The sequence below is a fragment of the Patescibacteria group bacterium genome (assembly GCA_028707495.1).
Lineage (GTDB): Bacteria > Patescibacteriota > Patescibacteriia > UBA2591 > JAQWAS01 > JAQWAS01.
In genome coordinates this window covers 139,751-159,733 of the sequence record JAQWAS010000001.1, presented here as the reverse complement: position 1 = coordinate 159,733, position 19,983 = coordinate 139,751, and the positions used below count along the sequence as shown (strand labels likewise).

The window sequence follows — 19,983 nt, the reverse complement described above, 5'->3', positions numbered from 1 at the left end:
TAAGGTAAAATGTTTGTAGGGCATATTGTTTATCAAGTTAATTATTGATTGCTCAATAATCATTTTACTTGAAAACGTGTGCCCCTTTAAGTTGTCTTGATGTTTCACTTCGGAGTAGAATGCACCCCTTTAATATTGACAAAAATTAAAAAATAGATTAAACTTAAACAAAAAAGTTCTTTTTATATAACAGGAGGGGAGATGCTTGAACTATTAAAATGGTATCCGGTGATTGATGGACCCAAGGAAATAGATTTTAGCCGAGTTAGAATTATTCAGCAGGAAGCCGTAGATATGCAACCAGAAAACGAGCAATATCCGTTTGTAGCTATGAAACACACGGATGTGGCTATAGTATTTAAGATTGAGGTTGATAATCAAAAACATAATTTAACCTTAGAAGAATATATAGTCCAGCTTGATTTTTCAACTCAACATAATCTTTTCGCCCATTGGGCTTTTTGGGGCAGGGTTAAGAATGAAACATATTATTTTATCAAGTATAATCTTGTCGAACAAAAAGGCAAAATTATTTTTTTTACCTTCAATTAACAAACCCCAGTTGGCAACAATCGGGGTTTTAACTTTTAGAATTGATTTTTAAAATAAAAAAGAGTAAAATATAATTATATAATTTAATTTTTTATAAAAGACATGAAGAAATTTTTTGAAGATAGAGTTGGTAAAACAGTCGCCGGCGGAGCGATGATTATTGCTGTTTTTTCTGTTATCAGTAAATTACTCGGTTTATTGCGTGATCGTTTGTTGGCGGTTAATTTTGGAGCTGGTGATGTCTTAGATACTTATTATGCTGCTTTCCGTTTGCCAGATTTAATTTTTAATACATTGGTTTTGGGTGCCTTAGCAGCTGCTTTTATTCCGGTTTTTATCGATTATTGGCAAAAAGATAAGGACGAAGCTTTTAAAATTGCCAATTCGATTATGAATTTAATTTTTGTTTTTTTAACAATTTTAGGAATAATTTTATTTATTTTAGCCCGACCATTAATTGGTTATTTGGTGGCGCCTGGTTTTTCGTCCGACAAGCAGTTGGCCACAGCCGAATTAACGCGTATTATGTTGCTAAGTATTGTTTTTTTTGGATTAAGTAATGTTGTTTCTAGTATTTTAAATTCTTTCAAAAAATTCTTAGCCTATTCCTTGGCTCCAGTGATGTATAATTTAGGTATTATTCTGGGTATTATTTTTTTAGTACCCAAATTTGGACCAATCGGTTTGGCTTGGGGTGTGGTTGTGGGTTCGTTGTTACATTTAATAATTCAATTACCAGCGGTGTTTAAAACTGGTTGGCATTGGCAACCTGTTTTGAATTGGCGTCACTCTGGTGTTAAAAAAATTGCCGTTTTAATGTTGCCACGGACTTTTGGTTTAGCTATTAATCAAGTTAACCAATTAATTATTACTATCATTGCTTCAACTTTAGCCGTGGGGAGTGTGGCGGTTTTCAATTTAGCTAATAACTTGCAACACATGCCAATTGGTATTTTAGCTATTCCTTTGGCTGTAGCCTGTTTTCCATATTTATCAGAAAATATCAGCCAAAATAAAGAGCAAGAATTTGTAATAAATTTTTCCGTAACTTTAAGACGTATTTTATTTTTAATTATTCCCGCTTCAATTTTTATTTTTTTATTACGCGCTCAAGTAGTTAGAATCGTTTTAGGGGCAGGTGAATTTGATTGGCAGGATACAGTTTTGACTTTAAAAACTTTAGGTTGGTTTAGTTTGTCTTTATTTGCTCAATCTTTAATTCCGTTATTGGCGCGCTCGTTTTATGCTTTAAAAGACACCAAAACACCGGTTTTGAGTAGTTTGATTTCAGTCGCCATTAATATTGGTTTAGGTTTATATTTGGGAAAAATTATGGGTGTGCCTGGTTTAGCTTTGGCTTTTTCAATTGGTAGTATTTTAAATATGACAATTTTATTTTTGATTTTAAGAACTAGATTTAAATGGCTAGATGAAAAGAAGATTTGCTGGTCGTTTTTGCGTATTATAGTTATTAGTTTAATTTCAGGTATTTTTTTACAATTAACTAAAAATATTTTAGGTGAGGTAGTTGATATGCAAAGATTTCACGGTGTATTTTTACAATTTTTGATTGCCGGTGGTGTGGGTTGTGGAGTATTTCTTTCTTTAGCTTTAGCTTTTAAAATGGAGGAAGTTGATGCGATTAAAAAGATTTTTAATAGTAGGTTAGGTAGATTTTTGAGGAGATAATTAAGGCTGAGAATTTTTTCTCCCCTCCTTAGTAAGAGCCTGTCCTGGATTTAGTTCAGGAAGGGGAAAGAGGGGTGGTTGGATTGATTCTTGGATTTTTGAAAAATAAAAAAGCTCCACCTGATTTTATGGCGAAGCTTTTGAAAAATTTTTTATTTTTCTGTTGTTTTACCCGTTAGGAAGTATTTGTCGTTGATGGCATCATAAAATCCCTGAAGAGCAAAAAGCCACATGACAATTTTTAATCCTAAGGGAGTACTTGGAATAAAGAAGGGTATGCTTAAACAAATAACACCTGAGTAAAAATCAATAACACCTTTTTTATTTTTTGCGGCATTCTTGGACGTTGAAATAAAATAAGAAATTAAAAAAATAAGATAGAATGTTATTTCAACGGCAACAATGACGATGTTAAAAAAACCAATGTTTTTCATTTTTCCTCCAGATATTAAGATTTTAAAAGAACGTTAAATTATATTTTATCTTAGCACACATTTTAATCCATGTTAAGACCTAGCGTCATTGCGAGGGAGTCAATCCGCCGATTCGGCGGATGACGACCGTGGCAATCCCCTAAATTGGCGCACGAGGTGTTGATTTGCGGGATTGCCACGCCCTTCCTTTGTCGGGGCTCGCAATGACACTCTAGAGACGAAGATTGCCACGTCCGCCGGCTGGCGGATTCGTTCCAGAATAATATTAAAAATTTTTAATCCATGTCAAATACAACTAACCACATTCGCAATTTCTGTATAATTGCGCATATCGATCATGGCAAGTCAACCTTAGCTGATTGTTTTTTGGAATTGACGCAAACTGTTTCACAAAGAGACATGAAAGAGCAGATTTTAGATCAAATGGATTTAGAAAGAGAAAAGGGGATTACCATTAAATTACAGCCAGTCAGGATGAAATATAAATTAGGCGATCAAGAATATGAATTAAATTTAATTGACACGCCCGGACATGTGGATTTTAATTATGAAGTTTCGCGTTCCTTGGCAGCGGTTGAAGGTGCGATTTTATTAGTCGATGCTGTCCAGGGTATTCAGGCTCAAACTTTGTCAAATTTATATTTAGCTTTAGAGCAGGATTTAACTATTATTCCAGTCATTAATAAAATTGATTTACCCAATGCTGACGTGGAAGGTACACAACAAGAAATTATGAACTTATTATCAATTAAAAAAGAAGACATTCTCTTGGTTTCAGCCAAGACTGGTCAGGGGGTAGAACAAATTTTAAAAGAAGTTATTAAGCAGGTTCCACCGCCTCAGGGTGAAATTAATAAGCCATTCAAGGCTTTGATTTTTGATTCACATTTTGACGAATATAAGGGGGTGATGGCTTATATTCGAGTTGTTGATGGACAAATAAAATCAGAAGATAAAATTTTAATGATGGCATCACAACAAGAGGCGGAAGTTTTAGAAACCGGTATTTTTAATCCTAAACTTAAAAAAGTTACAGAATTAAGTGTAGGCGAAATTGGTTATTTAGCAACCGGCTTAAAAATTAGTCAGCATTGTCGAGTTGGTGATACCGTTGTTAATCCTAAAATAAAAGTTGAAGCCTTGCCTGGATATAAAGAAGTCAAGCCGATGGTTTTTGCTGGGATTTATTTAAGTGAAGGAAGTAATTTTAATAAATTGCGTGAAAGTTTAGAAAAATTACAGCTCAATGATGCGGCCTTAACTTTTGAACCGGATTATTCCCAGGCCTTGGGTCATGGTTTTTCGTGTGGTTTTTTAGGCTTATTGCATCTAGAAATTATTCAAGAACGTTTAAAGCGAGAATATAATTTAAAAGTAATTATTACTACGCCTTCAGTCGCTTATCATGTTAAATTAAAAAATGGCCAACAGCTTTTAGTTCATCGGCCACAGGAAATGCCAGAACCAACCAAGGTTGAGTCAGTTCAAGAACCCTGGATGAAAGTGGATATTATTACACCAGAAAAATATTTAGGTCCAATTATGGAATTAGTTACTAATAAAAATGGTGAATATATCTCAACAGAATATTTGGATCATCAAGTTAAAACTACCTACCAACGTCGAGTAATTTTACATTATGATTTGCCCTTAAATTCGCTTATTCGTGATTTTTATGATAAACTAAAAAGTGTCTCGTCGGGTTATGCTTCTTTAAATTATGAATTTAATAATTATCGATCAACTGAAATTATTAAACTTGACATTTTAATTTCTGAAGAAAAAATGCCAGCTTTGTCAGCTTTAATTTATAAAGATTCTAGTTTTCAAGAAGCACGACAAATAGTTCAATCTTTAAAAAATAATATTCCACGCCAGATGTTTGAAATTAAAATTCAGGCAGTTATTAATAGTGACGATAAGGGTGGTGGAAAAATTATTGCTTCTGAGAGAATTGCTCCAATGCGTAAAGATGTCACGGCTAAGTTGTATGGTGGCGACGTGACACGTAAAAGAAAACTTTTAGCTAAACAGAAAAAAGGCAAACAAAAAATGCGCCAAATGGGTAGAGTTAATATTCCGCCAGAAGCTTATTTAGCTATGTTTAAAAGATAATTTCAAGTAAAGGATAAATACCTAATAAAACTAGAATTAAAGCTGAAAAGGCGATTATTAAAATGTAAATAATTTTTAATTTATTTTTCTTAGCCATAAAATTATGTTTAAGCCTAATCATATTTTACGTGAAAATGAAAATATTTTAAAGTCCGCTCATCCACACCCCCTGACTTTTACTTGGTCAATTTTAATTGCCATTTTATTGTTACTGGGGGGATTTTTTTTCATGTATCCACTTTTTCAAAAAGGCACATGGGGAATTGCCCTGTTTGTTGCAATGATTATGATTGGTTTTATTTTAATTCTTAGAATTTACGTGAGTTGGTTTTTTAGTGAGTTAATTATTACTAATTTTAGAGTGATTAATTTAATGCAACAGGGTTTATTCCATCGTCAGGTCGTAGAGGTTGATTATGATAAAATTAGTGACGTGGATTATCAAGTTAAAGGTATTTTTAGAACCCTGTTTCAGTATGGCGATATTAACGTTCAGATTTTACCAAATAAAAAAATTACTATTCAAAACATCGCTAAACCCAAAATTGATCAAAATTTAATTTCGCAAATTTGTCAAGAACAACGTCAAGCTCGTCAAGCTATCGAAAAAAAATTATTAACTGCTGAGGACATTTTAAATAATACACCTTTGCAGGAAATTTATAAAGTCATTCGCAGTTTAAAAATTAGTCTAGGTAAAGATAATTTAGAAAAAATTATTAATCAAACCGATCAAAACGATGAAGAGATTTAAATTTTACAATCGTCAATCGTCTTTTAGATATCTTTGGAGTTCAAAATGGTCACTACTTGTTTTGCTAATTATTTTTTCATTAGTTTTTTATTCAACTATTAAAACCGTTTTTAGAAGTCAGCAAGTCAATCATGAAATTAAAAATTTGGAAAATCAAGCCTTGGCAATCGAACAAGAAAATTTAGAACTAAATAAGCTAATTCAATATTTAGACAGCGATGAATTCGGTGAACGTGAAAGCCGTTTAAAATTGGGTATGCAAAAACCGGGTGAACAAGTGGTTGTTATCTTAGATAATCCCAACACGCCCGATCAATTTGAGAACTCTTCAGAAGATGAACTATCGGTGTCTAAAAATTGTTTGAAATGGTGGCATTATTTTTTTAACTAACATTTTTATTAACATTAATTTTATGTTATAATAAAAATATGGATACTTATATATTAATTTTTGCCCTGGTTTTATTTTTGTCTTTGACGATTTATTATTTAATCAAAAAATCAGGAACAAAAATATTTTCAACCAGCAAAAGTCAAAGTGGTGTTTTGAGTCGTTATTCGGTTGATTTAACTCAGTCGGCTCAACAAGCCAAAATGGATCCAATTATTAATCGCACCGAAGAGATCCGTCGGGTGACTCAAATTTTATCTCGCCGTACCAAAAACAATCCCGTTTTAATTGGTAAAGCTGGTGTCGGTAAGACGGCCATTGTTGAAGGTTTAGCTCAAAAAATTGTTAAGCGTCAAGTACCAATTCAATTAATTGGTAAAAGGGTTATTTCGTTAGATTTGGGGGCTTTAATGTCGGGGACTAAATATCGAGGTGAATTTGAAGAAAGAATTAAGGCAGTTTTAAAAGAAATTGAAGCTTCTCAACGCCAAATTATTTTATTTATTGATGAGTTGCATATTTTAGCTAATACTGGTGGTTCTGAGGGCGGTTTGGGAGCGGCCGATATTTTAAAGCCACTCTTGGCTCGCGGAGATTTACAAGTGATTGGTGCTTCAACTTTTAAAGAATATTTTCGGAGTATTAAAAAAGATTCAGCTTTGGAAAGGCGTTTTCAGCCAGTTTATATTAAAGAACCATCCCCCGAAGAAACTTTAGAAATTTTAAATGGATTAAAATCTAGATATGAAGAATTTCATAAAGTAGAAATTACCGAAGAGGCTATACGAGAAGCCATTGAATTGGGTACTAAGTATTTAAAGAACCGTTATTTTCCTGATAAAGCCATTGATTTAATTGACGAAGCCGCTTCCAAAGTTAAACTTTATAAAGTTGATGCCGAACAGCAAGGCAAAGAAGCCCAAAATTTAAAAGTGACAGCTGAAGAGGTTAGGAGTGTTTTTCGAGAATGGATGGACATTGAACAGGGTTCAGGTGAAATTTAATTTAAAAATATGTCAGAAAAAGAAATCAAAAATCAAACAACAACCGTTACTCAGACAAAAACCAATGCTTTGGTTAAAATTGTGAATGTGGTTTTGTCGATTATTTATGTTATCTCAGGTTTGCTTTTATTGGTAAGTTTTTTAAGGATTGTCATTGCGGCTTTGACGGTTTAATTTATAACAAAAACAAAAAGACAGATTTGAGTCTGTCTTTTTGTTATTAAAAATATAATTATTTTTTATCAGCGACTGGATTAATGTTGACTAGGGTAATTAATTTTAAACTGCCATCGTATTTTTTCTTTTTTCTTTTGATAAATTCAACAATACCTGCCTGAGTAGCAAATAGGGTGTCATCATTACCACGTTTAACGTTTTTACCTGAATGAAATTTGGTGCCGCGTTGACGAATAATAATGGCGCCTTGTTTAGCAAATTGACCACCATAAATTTTTACGCCTAAGCGTTGAGCATTTGAATCGCGACCCAGCCTAGTAGAGCCACCAGCTTTCTTATGTGCCATATGTGTAAAATTAAAAAATAAAAATGAAAAATTTAAATCTTATATTTTAGTTTAAAGTATATTAAAAAACATGTCAAGTTGATTTTTAAATTAAAATAGGGTAGAGTTAATTTATGTCGATTAAAATTAAAATTTTACTTATTTTAGCCATTTTTTTAGTTATAGAGGTGTTGATCTATTTTAAACTACAAAAACCCCAAAATGAGGCTAATTTTAGCTTTACGGAGCCGTTAGAGATTGTAAAGGAACAGAAAAATATGCGAGCAGAAAAACAGATAAATTTAGAAACGGAAAAGCAAGAGAACATAGAAACCGAAAAACAAGAAAATATAGAAATAAAAGAACAAAAAAGTGAAGAGGAATTAAATTTTCCAGAAGATTTTGAATTACCAGTGACTTTTGTTTCGCAAGCGCCAATGGCAGATTGGGATTTACCATATCAAGAAGCTTGTGAAGAAGCGAGTATGATTATGGTTGCTAAGTATTTTAAGCAACAAAATTTAACGCCAGAAATCATGGACGATGAAATAAAAAAAATAGTTAAATGGCAACAAGATTATTTTGGTTATTATCAGCACACTACAGCTCAAGAAGTGGTTGAAACTTTAGAAAAATATTTTAATCTTTCAGCTGAATTAGATTTTAATATTAATGTTGAAAACATTAAGCAACAACTTTATCAAGGAAAATTAATTATTATTCCTAGTTCGGGACGGGACTTATCTAATCCGTATTTTTCGGGTGAAGGGCCGATTTATCATATGTTAGTTATTCGTGGTTGGGATGAAGATGAATTTATTACCAATGATCCTGGAACTCGGCGCGGGGCTGGTTTTAAATATCAATATCAAAATTTAATTTCAAGTGTACACAACGTGCTAAGCGGAGGAGATGGTGATTTAAAAGTTGAAGAAATTAAACAAGGTCAACCAGTTATGATTGTGGTTGGACTTTAATTTTTAAAAAAGATATAATAAACAAATGTCTTGGCTATCTAAATTACAACAAGGCCTTAGGCGCTTTAGACAAAGTTATTTTTGGCACGACCATTTCGCGGTGTGGATTTTTTTTAGTAGTTTATTTTCAAATTTAATTATTTGGATAACGATTTATTTAACTCAGCGTCGAGTAATCGAATTTATTCCTCTGCATTACAATGTTTATTTTGGAGTAGACATTATTGGTTATTGGCAAGAATTATTTAAAATTCCGGGCATTGCTTTATTTTTTTTGGTTATTAATTATATCTTAGCTTATATTTTATTTAAAAAAGAAAAATTAGTTGCTTATTTTTTAGTAGCAACTACAATTCTTATTCAGATTTTAAGTTTAATTATAATTATTTTTATTATTAATTTATAAAAATATGATTAATTGGGAAATTTTAAGAATCTTTATTTTAACCGTTTCAGCTACAATTATCGGAGTGATTTGGGCGCCATTGTTGACTAATTTTTTATATAAAAATCGTTTAGGCAAGAAAATTCGTCAGAGCAAAGATAGCCCCATCTATTCTCAAATGCACGCTGTTAAAGCTGGTACGCCGACGATGGGCGGAATTTTAATTTGGGGGACAACAGCTGGTTTGGCTTTAATTCTGTGGCTATTATCAAAATTTACTCATTGGCAAATATTTGATCAATTAAATTTTATTAATCGTTCGGAAACGTGGTTACCACTAGCTGGTTTAATTTTCGCTGCGATAATTGGTTTAGTGGATGATTTATTAAATATTCGTGGCCAGGGAGCTAATGGTGGTGGCTTACGTATGCGTTATAAATGGATTTTATACGGTTTAATCGGTTTGGTGGGTGCTTTATGGTTTTATTTTAAATTAGACTGGAGTATTGTTCATGTTCCCTTGATTGGTAATTTTGAAATTGGCTGGTGGTTTATACCGTTTTTCATGTTGGTTGTGGCCGCAACTTCGCATTCAGTTAATTTAACTGATGGTTTGGATGGTTTGGCTGGTGGTATATTATTAACTTCTTTCGGCGCTTATGGAGTAATCAGTTTTATGCAAGGAAGATTTGATTTAGCGGTTTTGTGTGGAATTATTATCGGTGCGTTGTTGGCTTTTTTATGGTTTAATATTTATCCGGCTAGGTTTTTTATGGGCGATACCGGTTCTATGTCCTTAGGAACAACTTTAGCTTTAATTGCTTTATTTACAAATGAATCTTTGTTATTAGTTATTATTGGGATGATTTTTGTGAGTGAATCTTTATCTGTTATTATTCAAATCATTTCTCGCAAAATTCGACATAAAAAAATTTTTATTTCTGCACCAGTCCATCATCATTTTGAAGCTAAGGGTTGGCCAGAACCAAAAGTTGTAATGCGGTTTTGGTTAATTTCGGGTGTGGGTGCGGTTTTAGGTATTATTCTGTTTTTAATTGATAAAACGTTTTAATTTATAAAATATTTAAAGTTTTTTTTAATCAATATTTAAATTCAAAACAATATGGATGCTTGGAGCTTTTCTGACGTTTTAATTCAGCCGAATTATTCAGAGATTAAATCACGTTCACTCTGTGATCCGACTTCTGATTTGGGTAAATTTAAATTATCTTTGCCCTTGATTTCCGCCAACATGAAACACGTCACCGGACCTAAAATGGTAGCTATTATGGCTAAATATGGCGGATTAGGAATTTTACATCGTTTTAATTCAATTGAAGAGGGGGTGGAAGAATTTAAAGAAAGTTTAGAATTAATTCAACGGGAGCAACAAATTTTGCCAGCCGAATTAATATATAAAATTGGCGTTTCAATTGGAGTCAATGAAGAAAGCCGAGAAAGATTTGAAAAACTTTATCAAGTTGGCGCGCGTTTATTTTGTATTGACGTTGCTCATGGTCATCATATTTTAGTCAAAGAAATGATTGAGTTTGTAAAAAATAAATATGCGGATGTGATTTTAATCGCTGGCAATATAGCTACGCTTCAGGGTGCTTTAGATTTACATAATTGGGGAGCAGACATTATTAAAGTTGGAATTGGGCCTGGTTCGATGTGTCAAACTCGTCGCAATGTCGGCGTGGGTGTACCGCAAATTCAGGCTTTAAAAGAAATTCGTGAAGTGAGCGATGAACAAAATTTAAATTTAAAATTAATTGGCGACGGCGGAATTAAATATACTGGTGACATTAGTAAATGCTTAGTTTATGCCGATGCGGTTATGATTGGTTGGATAATCGCTGGGACTTCAGAAACGCCAGGCAATGTTTATCAAGATCCAGATGGTAAATTTTATAAAGTTTATGCTGGCTCGGCGAGTGGTGAATCAAAAAATTCTAACGGTCAAAAGGTTAAATTTATTGAAGGCATGACACAAACTGTACCATTTCGAGGCAAAGTAAAATATATTTTAATTAAAATTAAAGAAAATTTACAATCAGCCATGTCTTATGCTGGCGCGCAAAATATGGAGGAATTTAAAAACAAGGCTCAACTTAAAGCTATTACCTTTGCTGGTCAAATAGAAAGTAAAATTTAAATTTTATTAAATTTTTAAGTCCATTTTATGTCAACATTAATTTTTGATATTGAAACCATAGGAGAAAATTTTAACGATTTAGATGAGACTACTCAACATGCTTTAACGCGTTGGATTGAGCGCGAATCAATTACTCATGATGAATATGAAAAGCGTTTGGAAGATATTAAAAATGGTTTAGGCTTTTCGCCATTTACTGGGGAAATTGTAGCAATTGGCGTATTGGATCATGGAAAAAATAAAGGAGTGGTTTATTATCAAAATCCAGACAATTCAAATTCAAGTTTTGAAGAAGGGGGGATGAGTTTTAAAAGTATGAGCGAGGCTGAAATGTTAGAACATTTTTGGCAAGGGGTAAAAAAATATGACAATTTCGTGTCTTTTAATGGTCGTGGTTTTGATGTGCCCTTTCTGATGATTCGTTCGGCTATTCATAAAATTAAAGCTAGTAAAGATTTGATGTATAATCGTTATTTAAATTATCAAAAAAACAATGCCAAACATATAGATTTGATGGATCAATTAATTTTTTACAGCGCAGTTCATAAAAAACCCAACTTGCATATTGTTTGTCGGGCTTTTGGTATTCCTAGTCCCAAAGCTCAAGGGGTGACTGGCGATGATGTCAAAGAATTGTTTGATCAAAAGCAATACTTAGATATTGCTAAATATAATGTTGGAGATTTAAAAGCTACCCAAGCTTTATATAATTATTGGCAAGAATATTTAAATTTAGATTAAAATAATTTTTAAAATATATGAACCCTAAAAAAATTGAAGTCATGTTTGAATTTTTAATTTTTGGTATCGTAGTTGGTGTGATTGAAGATTTATTAGCCGTTAAATTGGTAACTGGCGAAACTATTGATTGTCGAGCAATTTGGATTGTAGTTGTGATTGCCATTCCTTTTGCAGTTATCGGTGAAATTTTCGCCGACAAAATTGATTTTGTAAAATTATATAATAAAATTTTTAAAAAAAAATAAAAATATGGATTTTAAAGAATATCAAGAAAAAAGCCGTAAAACAGCGCTTTATCCCAATTTAAACAATAATTTTGTTTACCCAACTTTAGGTTTAGTCGGTGAGGCTGGCGAGGTAGCTGAAAAGATTAAAAAAGTCATTCGCGATGACGATAGTAAAATTACTTTAGAAAAAAGAGAAGAAATCAAAAAAGAATTAGGTGATGTTTTGTGGTATATAGCTCAAGTTTGTACTGAATTAAATTTATCAATGCAAGAGGTGGCTGAGTTAAATTTAAAAAAACTTTTTTCACGCCTAGAAAGAAATAAAATTAAAGGTAGTGGAGACAATCGTTAAAAATAATTTTAAAAATATGAAAAAAATAAAACTAAATTACATTTTAATTCCATTAGTTGTCGTCTTGGTTTCGGTTGTGGGGAGTTATTTTACTAGTTCTGGTATGGACTGGTATAACACTTTAAAATTACCGAGCTTTACGCCACCAGGCAGTTTTATTGGTATGGTTTGGACAATCATTTTTATTTTAAGTGCTATAGCTACATTATTAATTTGGAATAAAACCGTCCACGACAAAAAGTTTAAAATCATAATTATCGTTTTAATTTTAAATGCAGTTTTAAATGTTTTATGGTCATGGTTGTTTTTCTATCAGGGCTTAATTTTTGTGGCGATTATAGAAATGATAATTTTAGAAATTAGCACTTTGTTGATAATTATTTTAAATTGGCGCAAACAGATTTTATCTTCGATTTTGTTAATGCCCTATGCTGGTTGGGTTATTTTTGCGACATATTTAGCTTATATGATTTGGAGCTTAAATAAATAATATGCGCATTTGGGATATTTCTCCTAAAAAATTATGTCGTCAACATTTATTGGGAGAGCACAGAGAATTGCATGCAATTTGGTCAATTATTAATAATAAAAAAATAGGTTATAGTCAGCACCCAGAAACAAAAAGATGGGAAGGAAAATTAAAAGCGCTTTATTTAAGACATGCCGAATTAGTTAAAGAGATAGAAAACAGGGGATATAAGCATTATTCATTTTTAGATAAAAAATTGGCCAAAGGAAAATCAATTCAAGATAAAAAAATAGATAGTCTTACCAAGCAAAAAAATATTTTAAAAAATAAACCTTGTCCGTGTTTTATTTATAAAAATGAAAAATCAGACTGATAAAATTATTGCTAAATTAAAAAAAGTTTCTAGTCAAAAAAATCGTCAAGGCATGGCCAGATTTGGAATTAATGTAAAATATGCTCTAGGCGTAAGTATGCCCGAGGTTAGGAAAATTGCTAAAGAAATTGGACGAGATCATAATCTGGCTCAAAAACTTTGGCAAACAAAAATTCATGAAGCCCGTATTTTAGCTTCAATTATTGATGACCCGAGTATGGTTAATTCTAAACAAATGGATACGTGGATTAATGGTTTTAATTCTTGGGATATTTGTGATCAGTGTTGTATGAATCTTTTTAGTAAAACTTCAATAGCCTTTCAAAAAGCAAATGAGTGGTCGAAATTAGAAACAGAGTTTGAGAAACGAGCCGGCTTTGCTTTGATGGCGAGCTTGGCTGTGCATGACAAAAAAGCTGAAAATAAAAAGTTTTTACCATTTTTAAAAATTATTCAACAAGAAGCTAAAGATGAGCGCAATTTTGTTAAAAAAGCAGTTAATTGGGCTTTACGTCAAACCGGTAAGCGTAATTTAGAACTGAATTATTTAGCTATTCAGACAGCAGAAAAAATTTTAAAACAACCCTATAAAAGTAGTCAATGGATTGCCAAAGACGCTTTGAGAGAATTAAGAAGTTCGCAAATTCAAGCTAGGTTGAAAAGGGGATAACTATTCTTGACATTAAATTAAACTTATGTTAATATATAATTAGTATTATTGTACATTATAAATTTATTTTAAGAATGGAGGAAAGACATGAATGCCAAATTTTTCGACTATTTCCTGTTTGTGTGCCTTTTGGGAGCCATATTTGGGGTTATTAGCTTCGGAGCTCTTTTCCTGTGGCTTCTGGCTGCCTCAATAACGGAAAGTTCTTGGTCGGTTGTTCCAATAATTTGGAAGATTGGAATTTTCGGTCTTTGGGGATACATCCCGTTCTTTTTTAAGAAGAATCGAATTCGGTTCTTCGGCTACGATTTTAAGTAGTCATCATGGGGGAGTTCTTAATTGAGCTCCTTTTTCTTTACAAAATAAAACATTTAAGATAGGATAGAAATAGAAGTTAATTAATGCACTTTAAAATTTAGGAGGATAATAATGAAATGTTTAATCTGGTTAATCGGTCTCGTTGGTGTAATTCTAGCTTATGAGCCAACCGTTCATCGTGAAATATTTGATGGTACTGAAGGGCATCTAGAATACAACATTTTAAACTTAGAGAAGGGTAGAGATCAATATCGATTAAACGCTGGTTTAACCTTGGTTGCTTATGGTCAGGCCGGTTTAATTGAGGTTAACTTTGTTAATTTCGTCGATAGTCGTCATAACGGAGAAAATATTTCCAACGAAACGCCGATCGAAGAATTACAGATCGCAACACGGTTTATTTCACCAATAATGTTAGTTGACACCTCGGACATAGAATCAGCTAGAATTTATTGGATGATTGAAGCGCGTGGAGATATTAAGTTTGTACCAGTTGATATTCCCACGGTACCCTTCGTGGACTTAAGTTCTTTCGAAGGATTACGAGAAAGCCAACGTCGATTTTATTTGAGTAGTGCCACTAGTTACAAAATAAACAAATTTGTAGCCGTAGGCTTCAAATCAACTACTATTATGGATGAGTATGAAATTCCCGATAGTGGCACGATTGTGCATTATTCGTGGCGTCACACTTTGAGTAGTGATTTTTTTACTCAGTATAAAACTGGTTGGAGTCTGGGCTTAGACTGGACAATTATTTCATCAAAACATTACAAACCGCAGTATGAGTTTGTTGTCCACGCCAGAACCAGAATTATTTCTCCATCAGTGCCGATTTGTCTAGGCATCAACTATAAAGCTGTTCATTATAATTATAATGGTCAAAATTATCCAGAGGTCAGCTTGGTCTTAATGGCCATTAATCTTTAGGGGGTTTTAAGCCCCCTTTTTTATTTGTCTTTTAATTTAAAAAAAGTTAAAATATAATTAATCCATATTTAAAATAAATAAATGTTAGATTATAAAAATAAAAAGGTTTTAATTGTTGGTTTAGGTTTGTTGGGGCGAGGTTGGAGAGATGCTCGTTTTTTTGCACAACAAGGTGCGCAAGTTACGGTAACTGATTTAAAAACAAAAAAAGAATTACAACCTTCAATTGATAAATTAAAAAAATATAAAATTAAATATGTCCTAGGGAAACACAATCCCGAAGACTTTAAAAAACAAGATTTAATTATACGAGGTCCGAGTGTGCCGTTAAATTCTTTTTATTTTAAAATAGCTCAAAAACATAAAATTCCAATTGAAATGGACGAATCCTTGTTTGCTAAAAATTTTCAAGGATTGATCATCGGCGTAACTGGTACGCGCGGAAAAACAACAACTTCGACTTTGATCTATGAAATTCTTAAAAAATATTTTAAAAAAAATATTTATTTAGCTGGTAATATTGTTGATACGGCTACTTTGCCTTTGATTAATAAAATTTCTCAACATTCGATTGTGGTTATGGAATTATCTTCGTGGCAATTACAGGGTTGGCATACCTCAAAAATTAGTCCGCACTTAAGTGTAATAACCAATATTTATCCAGATCATTTAAATTATTATCAAGGTAGTATGGAAAAATACGTTGCTGATAAAAAAGCAATTTATCAATATCAAGGCGCTCAAGATTTTTTATTTTTAAATCAAGACAATAATTATACTAAAAAATTTCAAAAAGAAACCAAAAGTCGAATTAAATTTTTTAGTTATAAAAATGTACCAAAAAGTTGGTCTTTTAAAATTCAAGGTCAACATAATTTAGAAAATATCGCTGTAGCCATACAGGTAGCTCAAAATATGCACATTCCTTTAAAAATTATTAAACAAGTTGTAACAAATTTTAAGGGTGTACCGGATAGACTAGAAAAAATAAGAACTTTTAAAAAAGTAGATTATTATAACGATACTACCGCGACAACTCCTGAAGCTTTAATTTCAGGATTGCAAGCTTTGGGTAAAAATAAAAATATCGTTTTAATTACCGGCGGGGCTGATAAACAATTATCTTTTAGTAAAATCACACCAATGATTAAAAAACACGTAAAAAAAATTATATTACTTGAAGGAACCGGCACAGATAGAATGAAAAAATTTTTACCTAAAAATCTTATTAATAATCAATATACTAATTTAAAATCAGCTGTTTTAAAGGCTCAAGAATTAAGTCAAGTCGGAAATATAATTTTATTTTCACCTGCCTGTGCTAGTTTTGGTATGTTTATAAATGAATTTGATCGTGGTCGACAATTTAAAAAAATAGTTAAAAATTTAAAATGATAGCTAAAAAATATCAACATAATCCCGATTATACTTTAATTATTATTAGCGCTATTTTAGTGATAGTTGGAATTGTGATGTTATGTTCAGCTAGCACTGTTATCGCTTACCAAAAATTTGGTGATGGTTATTTTTATCTAAAACATCAAATTTTAAACGGTCTTTTGCCGGGCTTAATTTTATTTTTTATCTGTTATAAAATTAAATACGATTTTTTTCGCAAAAATTCATTTTTGTTTTTAATGTTTACTTTGGTTTTATTATTATTAATACTTTTTGTACCCAGTTTAAGACCAGAAAACGTGAATGCTAAAAGTTGGTTAAGTTTGGGCGAATTATCTTTTCAACCATCGGAATTGTTAAAATTAACTTTAATTTTATATTTATCTGCTTGGTTTGAAAAAATTGGCAAGGGTATTAGTAACTTTAAACAAGGATTTTTGCCTTTTATAATTATTCTAGTTTTAGTTTCTGGATTAATTATCGCTCAACCAGATATTGGTACTTTGAGTATTATAATTTTAATTGCTTTAAGCCTTTATTTCACTGCTGGAGCTAAAATAAGTCACGTAATAGGAATTGTTTCGGCAGGAATAGTTTCTTTGGGCAGTTTAATTTTAATAGCTCCATATCGAATACAGCGCTTTTTGGTTTTTTTAAATCCATCTTTAGATCCCCAGGGCATTGGTTATCACATTAATCAAGCCCTCATTGGAATTGGTTCTGGTGGTATTTTGGGCGTGGGCTTGGGACATTCAAGGCAAAAATTTATTTATCTTCCAGAAGTGATTGGTGATTCAATTTTTGCAATTATTGGAGAAGAGTTGGGTTTCATTTTAACAATTTTAATTGTAGTTTTATTTATTTTTTTAACTTTACGTATTTTAAAAATAGCCCAATATGCTCCTGATAAATTTTGTCAGTTAACAGCTATTGGCGTTGCTAGCTGGATTATTTTTCAAGCTTTTGCTAATATAATGGCAATGTTAAGTTTAATGCCCCTAACTGGTTTACCTTTGCCATTTATAAGCCATGGCGGTTCGGCTTTAATGGTTTTATTGGCAAGTTTAGGCTTATTATTTAATATGTCGCGTTATACAACTCGTTAAATATGCGTATTTTATTAAGTGGTGGGGGAACGGCTGGTTCTGTTTCGCCATTAATTTCAATTAAAGAAGAATTGCAAAGCAGAAATTTACAGGCTGAATTTTTATTTATTGGGACATTAAAAGGTCAACCAGAAAAGGATATGCTAAGCGATATAAAATACCAGGGCATGATAAGTGCCAAGTGGCGTCGTTATTTTAGTTGGCAAAATTTATTAGCGCCTTTTTTATTTTTAATCGCTATTTGCCAAAGCGTTTTTATTATAGCTAAATTTAAACCAGATATAGTTTTGTCGGCCGGGTCTTTTGTAAGTGTACCATTAATTTGGACAGCTAAGCTAATGGGAGTACCAAGCTTAATTCATCAGCAAGATGTGCGTCCGGGTTTAGCTAATAAATTGATGTCGCCATGGGCAGATAAAATTACAGTTACTTTTAAAAAATCTTTGCTGGATTTTCCAAATAAAAGCGTCTGGACTGGCAATCCAGTAAGACAAGCTTTATTAAATGTTGATAAAAATAAAGCTTTAGAAACTTTAAAATTAAATAAGAATTTACCAGTTTTATTAATAATGGGCGGGGGAACAGGCGCTTTAGATTTGAATAAAATTATTGTTCAGTCTTTACCAGAATTAACTCAGTTTTGTCAGGTAATTCATTTAACTGGCAAAGATAAAAAAATAGATTTTAAAAATAAATTTAACAACTATCAGAGTTATGAATTTTTAAAAGAAAAAATGGGCGATGCCTATGCGGTAGCTGATATAGTAATTAGTCGGGCAGGTTTATCAAGCTTAACAGAATTATCGGTTTTACAAAAAATTACTATTATGATTCCAATGCCACAATCTCATCAAGAAGATAATGCACAAATTTTAGCTGACAACCAGGCTGGTTTAATTTTAAATCAAAATAATTTAACTCCGCAGATTTTAATTAATGAAATTAAAAATTTATTACAAGATAAAAATCGTCAGTTAAAATATAAAAAAAATATTAGTCAGCTCATTAAGCCCCAAGCTGAAAAATTAATTGTAAATGAAATTTTAAAATTAATATGAATCTAAACCAAATTAAAAAAATTTACTTAATTGGGATCGGCGGTATTGGCATGAGCGCTGTCGCTAGATTAATGTTGAAACAGAATAAACAAATTAGCGGTTCGGATCGAGAAAAATCTTTAATTACAGATGGATTAAAAAAATTGGGCGCTAAAATTTATATTGGGCACAAAGACTCAAATTTATCTATCAAAACAGATTTGGTTGTTTATACCACTGCCATTGATAAAAATAATTCTGAATTGAAAAAAGCCAAAAAATTAAACATTCCGACTTTGAGATATTCTCAATTTTTGGGTTTGTTAAGTCGAGATAAAATAACTATTGCGATATCGGGAACTCACGGAAAAACCACCACCACGGCTTTAATTGGTTTGATTTTTGCTCAAGCTGGTTTTGATCCAACTGTGATTGTGGGTAGTCAAGTTAAAGAATTTAAAGGCAATGCCCGTTTGGGTCAGAGTGATTATTTAATAGTTGAGGCTTGTGAACATCGTCAGGCTTTTTTAGATTTAGAGCCAGATATTATTGTTTTAACTAATCTAGAAGCCGATCATTTAGATTTTTATAAAACTTTAACTAATCTTAAACAAACATTTAAAAAATATTTAAATAAATTACCTCGAGGCGGGTTGATTGTTGCTAATCAGGATGATAAAAATTTAAGTTTAATTCTTAAAAATATTTCGCGCCATCAAATTAGTTATGGTTTAAAAAAATCAGCCGATTATTCAGCGTCAGAAATCAATTTAAAATCACAATATAGTCAATTTAAGGTTATTAAAAATAAAAAAAGTCTTGGTCAATTTAAAACTCATTTATCTGGTCAACACAATATTTATAATATTTTAGCAGCTATTAGTTTTGCTAAGGGAGTGGGCGTGACCAATAAGGAAATTCAAACCGTTTTAAATAGTTTTAAGGGCACCTGGCGACGCTTTGATATTCGAACAAAAAATAAAAAACAGGGGATAGTGGTTATTGATGATTATGCTCATCATCCAACTGAAATTAAAGCGACCTTATCGGCAGTTAAAGTTAAATATCCTAATAGAAAAATTTGGACAGTTTTTCAACCGCATTTAAATAGTCGTACGCAATATTTATTTAAAGAATTTAGCCAAGCCTTTAATTTGGCTGATGAAATAATTTTAGCGCCAATTTATGAAGCACGTGGTCATGAAAAAAAAGTTAATCCTCAAAATTTAGTTAAGGCTATTTATAAATATAATCCGCATGTTCAATACATTGATTCGTTTAAAAAGATTGAGGATTTTTTACAGCAACAAGTTGAAAAAAATGATGTAGTTTTAATTATTGGTGCCGGTGATATTTATAAATTAAAAATTTGAACGTCCGGGTTTTAAACCGGACGTCTTG

At 31.9% G+C, this 19,983-nt stretch carries 24 protein-coding genes; 22 read left to right on the top strand and 2 right to left on the bottom strand.

The window, feature by feature from the left end:
- Positions 1-201: 201 nt before the first annotated feature.
- Both PHS07_00795 and murJ read left to right on the top strand, forming a co-directional pair.
- Positions 202-552 carry a hypothetical protein gene (locus tag PHS07_00795; protein ID MDD4606866.1) on the top strand — a complete coding sequence of 117 codons (351 nt, stop codon included), beginning with the start codon at positions 202-204 and terminating at the stop codon, positions 550-552.
- 102 nt (positions 553-654) lie between these two features.
- Positions 655-2,241 carry a murein biosynthesis integral membrane protein MurJ gene (murJ, locus tag PHS07_00790; GenBank protein MDD4606865.1) on the top strand — a complete coding sequence of 529 codons (1,587 nt, stop codon included), beginning with the start codon at positions 655-657 and terminating at the stop codon, positions 2,239-2,241.
- A gap of 152 nt (positions 2,242-2,393) precedes the next feature.
- Here the strand turns inward: murJ and PHS07_00785 are convergent, their stop codons facing one another.
- A complete protein-coding gene (locus PHS07_00785; GenBank protein ID MDD4606864.1) occupies positions 2,394-2,675 on the bottom strand; it encodes a hypothetical protein in 282 nt (93 codons plus the stop codon).
- 282 nt (positions 2,676-2,957) lie between these two features.
- Between PHS07_00785 and lepA the strand changes: the two genes are divergently transcribed.
- The 5 genes from lepA (at position 2,958) to PHS07_00760 (ending at position 7,113) form a co-directional block, all read left to right on the top strand.
- Positions 2,958-4,790, top strand: a complete 1,833-nt coding sequence (gene lepA, locus PHS07_00780) for a translation elongation factor 4 (GenBank protein MDD4606863.1) — start codon at positions 2,958-2,960, stop codon at positions 4,788-4,790.
- 103 nt (positions 4,791-4,893) lie between these two features.
- A complete protein-coding gene (locus PHS07_00775; GenBank protein MDD4606862.1) occupies positions 4,894-5,544 on the top strand; it encodes a PH domain-containing protein in 651 nt (216 codons plus the stop codon).
- Positions 5,531-5,935 (top strand): septum formation initiator family protein, encoded by a 405-nt coding sequence (locus tag PHS07_00770; GenBank protein ID MDD4606861.1) that lies wholly within the window; start codon positions 5,531-5,533, stop codon positions 5,933-5,935. The genes PHS07_00775 and PHS07_00770 overlap by 14 nt, the downstream gene beginning before the upstream one ends.
- A 38-nt stretch (positions 5,936-5,973) precedes the next feature.
- Positions 5,974-6,939 (top strand): AAA family ATPase, encoded by a 966-nt coding sequence (locus PHS07_00765; GenBank protein MDD4606860.1) that lies wholly within the window; start codon positions 5,974-5,976, stop codon positions 6,937-6,939.
- 9 nt (positions 6,940-6,948) lie between these two features.
- On the top strand, positions 6,949-7,113 hold the full coding sequence (locus tag PHS07_00760; GenBank protein ID MDD4606859.1) for a hypothetical protein: 165 nt from the start codon (positions 6,949-6,951) through the stop codon (positions 7,111-7,113).
- 58 nt (positions 7,114-7,171) lie between these two features.
- Here the strand turns inward: PHS07_00760 and rpmA are convergent, their stop codons facing one another.
- The gene (gene rpmA, locus PHS07_00755; protein MDD4606858.1) at positions 7,172-7,462 is read right to left on the bottom strand and encodes a 50S ribosomal protein L27; all 291 of its coding nucleotides are present in this window, start codon (positions 7,460-7,462) and stop codon (positions 7,172-7,174) included.
- Positions 7,463-7,575: 113 nt separating this feature from the next.
- Here rpmA and PHS07_00750 point away from each other — a divergent pair, with 113 nt between their 5' ends.
- The 15 genes from PHS07_00750 to murC all read left to right on the top strand — a co-directional run bounded on the left by PHS07_00750 (position 7,576) and on the right by murC (position 19,955).
- On the top strand, positions 7,576-8,418 hold the full coding sequence (locus PHS07_00750) for a C39 family peptidase (protein ID MDD4606857.1): 843 nt from the start codon (positions 7,576-7,578) through the stop codon (positions 8,416-8,418).
- Positions 8,419-8,443: 25 nt separating this feature from the next.
- Positions 8,444-8,824 (top strand): hypothetical protein, encoded by a 381-nt coding sequence (locus PHS07_00745; GenBank protein MDD4606856.1) that lies wholly within the window; start codon positions 8,444-8,446, stop codon positions 8,822-8,824.
- A gap of 4 nt (positions 8,825-8,828) precedes the next feature.
- Positions 8,829-9,875 carry a phospho-N-acetylmuramoyl-pentapeptide-transferase gene (mraY, locus tag PHS07_00740; protein MDD4606855.1) on the top strand — a complete coding sequence of 349 codons (1,047 nt, stop codon included), beginning with the start codon at positions 8,829-8,831 and terminating at the stop codon, positions 9,873-9,875.
- Positions 9,876-9,926: 51 nt separating this feature from the next.
- On the top strand, positions 9,927-10,961 hold the full coding sequence (locus PHS07_00735) for a guanosine monophosphate reductase (GenBank protein MDD4606854.1): 1,035 nt from the start codon (positions 9,927-9,929) through the stop codon (positions 10,959-10,961).
- Positions 10,962-10,988: 27 nt separating this feature from the next.
- Positions 10,989-11,702 carry a ribonuclease H-like domain-containing protein gene (locus PHS07_00730; GenBank protein ID MDD4606853.1) on the top strand — a complete coding sequence of 238 codons (714 nt, stop codon included), beginning with the start codon at positions 10,989-10,991 and terminating at the stop codon, positions 11,700-11,702.
- A 17-nt stretch (positions 11,703-11,719) separates the two neighbouring features.
- Positions 11,720-11,947 carry a hypothetical protein gene (locus PHS07_00725; protein ID MDD4606852.1) on the top strand — a complete coding sequence of 76 codons (228 nt, stop codon included), beginning with the start codon at positions 11,720-11,722 and terminating at the stop codon, positions 11,945-11,947.
- Positions 11,948-11,951: 4 nt separating this feature from the next.
- Complete coding sequence (locus PHS07_00720) at positions 11,952-12,281, top strand: nucleoside triphosphate pyrophosphohydrolase family protein (protein MDD4606851.1); 330 nt, start codon at positions 11,952-11,954, stop codon at positions 12,279-12,281.
- 16 nt (positions 12,282-12,297) lie between these two features.
- Positions 12,298-12,771, top strand: a complete 474-nt coding sequence (locus PHS07_00715; GenBank protein MDD4606850.1) for a tryptophan-rich sensory protein — start codon at positions 12,298-12,300, stop codon at positions 12,769-12,771.
- A 1-nt stretch (position 12,772) separates the two neighbouring features.
- Positions 12,773-13,123, top strand: a complete 351-nt coding sequence (locus PHS07_00710; GenBank protein ID MDD4606849.1) for a pyrimidine dimer DNA glycosylase/endonuclease V — start codon at positions 12,773-12,775, stop codon at positions 13,121-13,123.
- Positions 13,107-13,793, top strand: coding sequence for a DNA alkylation repair protein (locus PHS07_00705; GenBank protein MDD4606848.1), 687 nt, complete (start codon positions 13,107-13,109; stop codon positions 13,791-13,793). The genes PHS07_00710 and PHS07_00705 overlap by 17 nt, the downstream gene beginning before the upstream one ends.
- 429 nt (positions 13,794-14,222) lie before the next feature.
- The gene (locus PHS07_00700) at positions 14,223-15,041 is read left to right on the top strand and encodes a hypothetical protein (GenBank protein MDD4606847.1); all 819 of its coding nucleotides are present in this window, start codon (positions 14,223-14,225) and stop codon (positions 15,039-15,041) included.
- Positions 15,042-15,122: 81 nt separating this feature from the next.
- Complete coding sequence (gene murD / locus PHS07_00695; protein ID MDD4606846.1) at positions 15,123-16,436, top strand: UDP-N-acetylmuramoyl-L-alanine--D-glutamate ligase; 1,314 nt, start codon at positions 15,123-15,125, stop codon at positions 16,434-16,436.
- Entirely contained in the window at positions 16,433-17,545 is a 1,113-nt protein-coding gene (gene ftsW, locus PHS07_00690; GenBank protein MDD4606845.1) for a putative lipid II flippase FtsW, read from the top strand. The genes murD and ftsW overlap by 4 nt, the downstream gene beginning before the upstream one ends.
- A 2-nt stretch (positions 17,546-17,547) precedes the next feature.
- The gene (gene murG / locus PHS07_00685) at positions 17,548-18,603 is read left to right on the top strand and encodes an undecaprenyldiphospho-muramoylpentapeptide beta-N-acetylglucosaminyltransferase (GenBank protein MDD4606844.1); all 1,056 of its coding nucleotides are present in this window, start codon (positions 17,548-17,550) and stop codon (positions 18,601-18,603) included.
- The gene (murC, locus tag PHS07_00680; protein ID MDD4606843.1) at positions 18,600-19,955 is read left to right on the top strand and encodes a UDP-N-acetylmuramate--L-alanine ligase; all 1,356 of its coding nucleotides are present in this window, start codon (positions 18,600-18,602) and stop codon (positions 19,953-19,955) included. Before murG ends, murC begins: the two co-directional genes overlap by 4 nt.
- Positions 19,956-19,983: the final 28 nt, after the last annotated feature.

Coding starts and splice junctions, on each gene's coding strand:
- PHS07_00795 (MDD4606866.1), top strand. CDS start 202: ATGCTTGAACTATTAAAATGGTATCCGGTGATTGATGGACCCAAGGAA.
- murJ (MDD4606865.1), top strand. CDS start 655: ATGAAGAAATTTTTTGAAGATAGAGTTGGTAAAACAGTCGCCGGCGGA.
- PHS07_00785 (MDD4606864.1), bottom strand. CDS start 2,675: ATGAAAAACATTGGTTTTTTTAACATCGTCATTGTTGCCGTTGAAATA.
- lepA (MDD4606863.1), top strand. CDS start 2,958: ATGTCAAATACAACTAACCACATTCGCAATTTCTGTATAATTGCGCAT.
- PHS07_00775 (MDD4606862.1), top strand. CDS start 4,894: ATGTTTAAGCCTAATCATATTTTACGTGAAAATGAAAATATTTTAAAG.
- PHS07_00770 (MDD4606861.1), top strand. CDS start 5,531: ATGAAGAGATTTAAATTTTACAATCGTCAATCGTCTTTTAGATATCTT.
- PHS07_00765 (MDD4606860.1), top strand. CDS start 5,974: ATGGATACTTATATATTAATTTTTGCCCTGGTTTTATTTTTGTCTTTG.
- PHS07_00760 (MDD4606859.1), top strand. CDS start 6,949: ATGTCAGAAAAAGAAATCAAAAATCAAACAACAACCGTTACTCAGACA.
- rpmA (MDD4606858.1), bottom strand. CDS start 7,462: ATGGCACATAAGAAAGCTGGTGGCTCTACTAGGCTGGGTCGCGATTCA.
- PHS07_00750 (MDD4606857.1), top strand. CDS start 7,576: ATGTCGATTAAAATTAAAATTTTACTTATTTTAGCCATTTTTTTAGTT.
- PHS07_00745 (MDD4606856.1), top strand. CDS start 8,444: ATGTCTTGGCTATCTAAATTACAACAAGGCCTTAGGCGCTTTAGACAA.
- mraY (MDD4606855.1), top strand. CDS start 8,829: ATGATTAATTGGGAAATTTTAAGAATCTTTATTTTAACCGTTTCAGCT.
- PHS07_00735 (MDD4606854.1), top strand. CDS start 9,927: ATGGATGCTTGGAGCTTTTCTGACGTTTTAATTCAGCCGAATTATTCA.
- PHS07_00730 (MDD4606853.1), top strand. CDS start 10,989: ATGTCAACATTAATTTTTGATATTGAAACCATAGGAGAAAATTTTAAC.
- PHS07_00725 (MDD4606852.1), top strand. CDS start 11,720: ATGAACCCTAAAAAAATTGAAGTCATGTTTGAATTTTTAATTTTTGGT.
- PHS07_00720 (MDD4606851.1), top strand. CDS start 11,952: ATGGATTTTAAAGAATATCAAGAAAAAAGCCGTAAAACAGCGCTTTAT.
- PHS07_00715 (MDD4606850.1), top strand. CDS start 12,298: ATGAAAAAAATAAAACTAAATTACATTTTAATTCCATTAGTTGTCGTC.
- PHS07_00710 (MDD4606849.1), top strand. CDS start 12,773: ATGCGCATTTGGGATATTTCTCCTAAAAAATTATGTCGTCAACATTTA.
- PHS07_00705 (MDD4606848.1), top strand. CDS start 13,107: ATGAAAAATCAGACTGATAAAATTATTGCTAAATTAAAAAAAGTTTCT.
- PHS07_00700 (MDD4606847.1), top strand. CDS start 14,223: ATGAAATGTTTAATCTGGTTAATCGGTCTCGTTGGTGTAATTCTAGCT.
- murD (MDD4606846.1), top strand. CDS start 15,123: ATGTTAGATTATAAAAATAAAAAGGTTTTAATTGTTGGTTTAGGTTTG.
- ftsW (MDD4606845.1), top strand. CDS start 16,433: ATGATAGCTAAAAAATATCAACATAATCCCGATTATACTTTAATTATT.
- murG (MDD4606844.1), top strand. CDS start 17,548: ATGCGTATTTTATTAAGTGGTGGGGGAACGGCTGGTTCTGTTTCGCCA.
- murC (MDD4606843.1), top strand. CDS start 18,600: ATGAATCTAAACCAAATTAAAAAAATTTACTTAATTGGGATCGGCGGT.